This is a genomic window from Mesorhizobium sp. M7A.F.Ca.US.005.03.2.1 (assembly GCF_003997795.1).
Classification (GTDB): Bacteria; Pseudomonadota; Alphaproteobacteria; order Rhizobiales; family Rhizobiaceae; genus Mesorhizobium; species Mesorhizobium ciceri.
This window is the reverse complement of record NZ_RZRP01000670.1, coordinates 1-3538: the sequence shown is the minus strand read 5'-3', so window position 1 is coordinate 3538 and position 3538 is coordinate 1. Positions and strand designations below refer to the sequence as shown.

Sequence of the window (3538 nt, the reverse complement as noted above, 5' to 3'; positions counted from 1 at the left end):
GTCAGGCCGACCGGTCCCTTGGTTTCCTCGGTGTTGACCGGCAGGGCGACGAAGGCGCCACTGCCGAGTTCATTGGCGACGACGCCGGCCGAAATGATCCAAACCGCATCGCTCTGCCGCAGGAAGGCGCGGCCGAAGGAGTCCGAGACGGTTTCGATCTCGGTTGCCGGCGCCGTCATGCCGCTGGTGATGAACAGGCGGTCGACGAAAGGGCGGATGACCGATTCCCGTGTCGGCATCAGCGCCGGGAACTCGTCGAGCCGCGCGAACACGTCCTGTCCGGGCTCAAGCAGCGGATGTCGCGCCCGCACCACGAACAGCACCTGTTCGGAGTAGAGATGCTCGAAGAAGAAGCCGGTCATGTTCTCCGGCGCCGCCAACCGTCCGACGACGAGATCGAGCGCGCCGGTGCGCAACTGTTCGAGCAGCACCGCGTTCTCGCCGGTGACGATCTTGATCGCCGCACCGGTGCTCTCTTTGAGGAACAGGCTCATGGCAAGCGGCATCACCCGCGCCGACACCGTCGGCAGCGCGCCGATGCGGATCGGGTGCCGGTTGACCGCTCCGTCCTGGCGGACGGAATCGACGCCTTGCTTGAGCGCCGTGATCGCCGTGGCGGCGTGGCGAAGGAAGATCTCGCCGATGCGCGTCAGTCGGATGCCGCGGCCGTCGCGCTCCACCACCGCAACCCCCAGCGCCTCTTCCAGTTCGCGCAATGTCTTGGTCACGGCCGGCGGGCTGACATGCAGCAAGTCAGCCGCTCGCGCCACGCTCCCCTGCCGCGCAACTTCCAGGAATGCCTGCAGGTGACGGAACCGAATGCGGCTCTCGGACATGGATTCGATAACCCCTGAGTTAATGAAACGCCGCAAAATATCATTTTACCGAACCAAACGCCTTGTGCAATGTGGGGGCGGAGGATCGAAACCGTGCCATTCGTCACCATCGGCGGCATCACGCTGCACCATCGCCACATCAAGGCGACCGGCAATGCGCGCCCAATCATATTCATCAATTCGCTCGGCACCGACTTCCGGATCTGGGACGAAATTGTCTCGACGTTCGATGGTGAAATGCCGCTGCTGGTGTATGACAAGCGCGGCCACGGACTGTCCGACATCGGCGACATCAGGTCGATCGACGATCACGTCGATGACCTCTCGGCGCTCATCGATCATTTCGGCTTGAGCAAGGTCGTGCTGTGCGGCCTGTCGGTCGGCGGCATGATCGCGCAGGGGCTCTATGCCAGGCGGCCTGAAATCGTCGAAGGCCTGATCCTTTGCGATACGGCACACAAGATCGGCACGACAGACAGCTGGAACACACGCATCGCGACTGTCGAAAGCAAGGGCATCCAGGCGATTGCCGATGGCGTGCTCAAAGTGTGGTTCACCCCCGCCTTCCACGCGGCGCGTCAGGCCGAGCTCGACGGTTACTGGAACATGATGACGAGGCAAGCGCTTGCAGGTTACATTGGGACTTGCGCGGCCGTTCGCGATGCCGATTTCACCGATGCTGCACGCCGCATCGCGGTGCCGACGCTCTGCGTCGCCGGCGACCAGGATGGCTCGACACCTCCCGATCTCGTCCGCTCGCTGGCCGCGCTGATCCCCGGCGCGCGCTTCGAAATCATCCGCGACGCTGGACACATTCCTTGCGTCGAACAGCCTGAAGCGCTCACCGCCCTGATCCGCAGTTTTATCTCGTCGCTTGCCCCTGGAGCAGAAACCCATGGATGAAGTCTCCGGCGATGCAGTCAGATATCGCACCGGCCTCGCGGTGCGGCGCTCGGTGCTTGGTGACCGCCATGTCGACCGCGCCGAGGTCGCCGCCACCGATTTCGACCAGCCTTTCCAGGAGTTGATCACCGAGGCCGCCTGGGGAACCGTGTGGGCGCGGCCGGGCTTGACCAGGCGTGAGCGTTCGATCGTCACGCTGGCGCTGCTGGCCGCACTCGGCCATGATGAGGAGGTTGCTATGCATGTGCGCGCCACCGTCAACACCGGTGCCTCGCGCGACGATATCTGCGAGGCGTTCCTGCATGTCGCCATCTATGCCGGCGTGCCGGCCGCCAACCGTGCCTTCAAAATTGCCAAGGACGTGTTTTCGGAAATGGACGGAAGCCAGAATGACCGCTGAGTCCGGCTCGAACCGGAGGCCCGAGACCGGCGCCTTCTTCCAGCGTGACCGGACCTGGCATCCGCCTGTTCTGACACCGAATTACAAGACCTCCGTGCTGCGCTCGCCGCAGAAGGCGCCGCTGCCGTTCGACAACACGCTGTCGGAGATTGCAGGTCCGGTCTTCGGTCACGCCATGCTCGGCAAACTCGACGCCGACCTGATCCACAATTTCGCCAGGCCCGGCGAGAGCGCGCTCGGCGAGCGCATCATCGTCCATGGCCGGGTGCTCGACGAACGCGGTGTTGGCGTACCCGGCGCGCTGCTCGAATTCTGGCAGGCCAATGCCGGCGGCCGCTACCGCCACAAGAAGGACGGCTATCTGGCGCCGCTCGACCCGAACTTTGGCGGCTGCGGGCGCGCCATAACAGGCGAGGATGGCGGCTACGCCTTTCGCACCGTCAAGCCCGGCCCCTATCCCTGGCCGAACGGGCCGAACGACTGGCGGCCCTCGCACATCCATTTCTCGGTCTTCGGCCACGGCTTTGCGCAGCGGCTGATCACGCAGATGTATTTCGAGGGTGATCCGCTGATCTGGCACTGCCCGATCGTGCGCGGCATCCCCGATAAGGCCGCCGTCGAAACGCTGATCGCCACGCTCGACATGCAGGCGACGATCCCCTTCGACGCGCGCGCCTACAAGTTCGACATCGTGCTGCGCGGGCGCCGCGCGTCGCTGTTCGAAAACAGGCTGGAGGGCAATTGATGGCCCAGTCGCTCGACCGGCTCAGGGAAAGCCCCTCGCAGACCGCCGGACCTTATGTCCATATCGGGCTGACGCCCAATTTCTGCGGCATCGGCGGCGTCTATGCGACCGACCTTGGTGCGACCATGGTCAACGACAAGACCAAGGGGGAGCGCATCGGCCTGCGCATCCGGGTGCTCGACGGTACCGGCACGCCGCTCAAGGATGCGCTGATCGAGATCTGGCAGGCAGATGCGGATGGGCTCTACAATTCGCCGGCTGAACTGCGCGGCGCGGCCGATCCGAACTTTTTCGGCTGGGGCCGTTGCCCGACCGACATGGACACCGGTCTGTGCACGTTCGAGACGATCAAGCCGGGCCGCGTGCCGTTCAGGGACGGAAGCCTGATGGCCCCGCACATCACCCTCTGGATTGTCGCGCGCGGCATCAATCTCGGCCTGCACACACGCCTGTATTTTTCCGATGAGGAAAAGGCCAATGCCGGGGATGCGATCCTGGCGCGCATCGAGCACCGCGTCCGCGTGCCGACGCTGATCGCCGAGCGCAACGGCGATATTTATGTTTTCGACATCCATCTCCAGGGGGAGAAGGAAACGGTCTTCTTCGACAGCTGATGGTCAGGAGGAGCAGGATATGACCGTATCGCCCTTCGAC

At 64.1% G+C, this 3538-nt stretch carries 5 protein-coding genes; 4 read left to right on the top strand and 1 reads right to left on the bottom strand.

The genetic code is table 11. From position 1 onward, the window contains the following. Positions 1–836 (bottom strand): pca operon transcription factor PcaQ (pcaQ, locus tag EN991_RS28020; RefSeq protein ID WP_127369972.1); only part of this gene is annotated, 836 nt, incomplete at its 3' end. A 93-nt stretch (positions 837–929) separates the two neighbouring features. Here pcaQ and pcaD point away from each other — a divergent pair. The 4 genes from pcaD to pcaG are packed head-to-tail and all read left to right on the top strand — an operon-like array spanning position 930 to position 3498. After that, positions 930–1739 carry a 3-oxoadipate enol-lactonase gene (gene pcaD, locus EN991_RS28015; protein WP_127369971.1) on the top strand — a complete coding sequence of 270 codons (810 nt, stop codon included), beginning with the start codon at positions 930–932 and terminating at the stop codon, positions 1737–1739. Beyond that, complete coding sequence (pcaC, locus tag EN991_RS28010) at positions 1732–2139, top strand: 4-carboxymuconolactone decarboxylase (RefSeq protein WP_127369970.1); 408 nt, start codon at positions 1732–1734, stop codon at positions 2137–2139. Before pcaD ends, pcaC begins: the two co-directional genes overlap by 8 nt. Beyond that, on the top strand, positions 2129–2884 hold the full coding sequence (gene pcaH, locus EN991_RS28005) for a protocatechuate 3,4-dioxygenase subunit beta (protein WP_013532962.1): 756 nt from the start codon (positions 2129–2131) through the stop codon (positions 2882–2884). The genes pcaC and pcaH overlap by 11 nt, the downstream gene beginning before the upstream one ends. After that, on the top strand, positions 2884–3498 hold the full coding sequence (gene pcaG / locus EN991_RS28000) for a protocatechuate 3,4-dioxygenase subunit alpha (RefSeq protein WP_013532961.1): 615 nt from the start codon (positions 2884–2886) through the stop codon (positions 3496–3498). The genes pcaH and pcaG overlap by 1 nt, the downstream gene beginning before the upstream one ends. Positions 3499–3538 lie beyond the last annotated feature (40 nt).

Coding starts and splice junctions, on each gene's coding strand:
- pcaC (WP_127369970.1), top strand. CDS start 1,732: ATGGATGAAGTCTCCGGCGATGCAGTCAGATATCGCACCGGCCTCGCG.
- pcaH (WP_013532962.1), top strand. CDS start 2,129: ATGACCGCTGAGTCCGGCTCGAACCGGAGGCCCGAGACCGGCGCCTTC.
- pcaG (WP_013532961.1), top strand. CDS start 2,884: ATGGCCCAGTCGCTCGACCGGCTCAGGGAAAGCCCCTCGCAGACCGCC.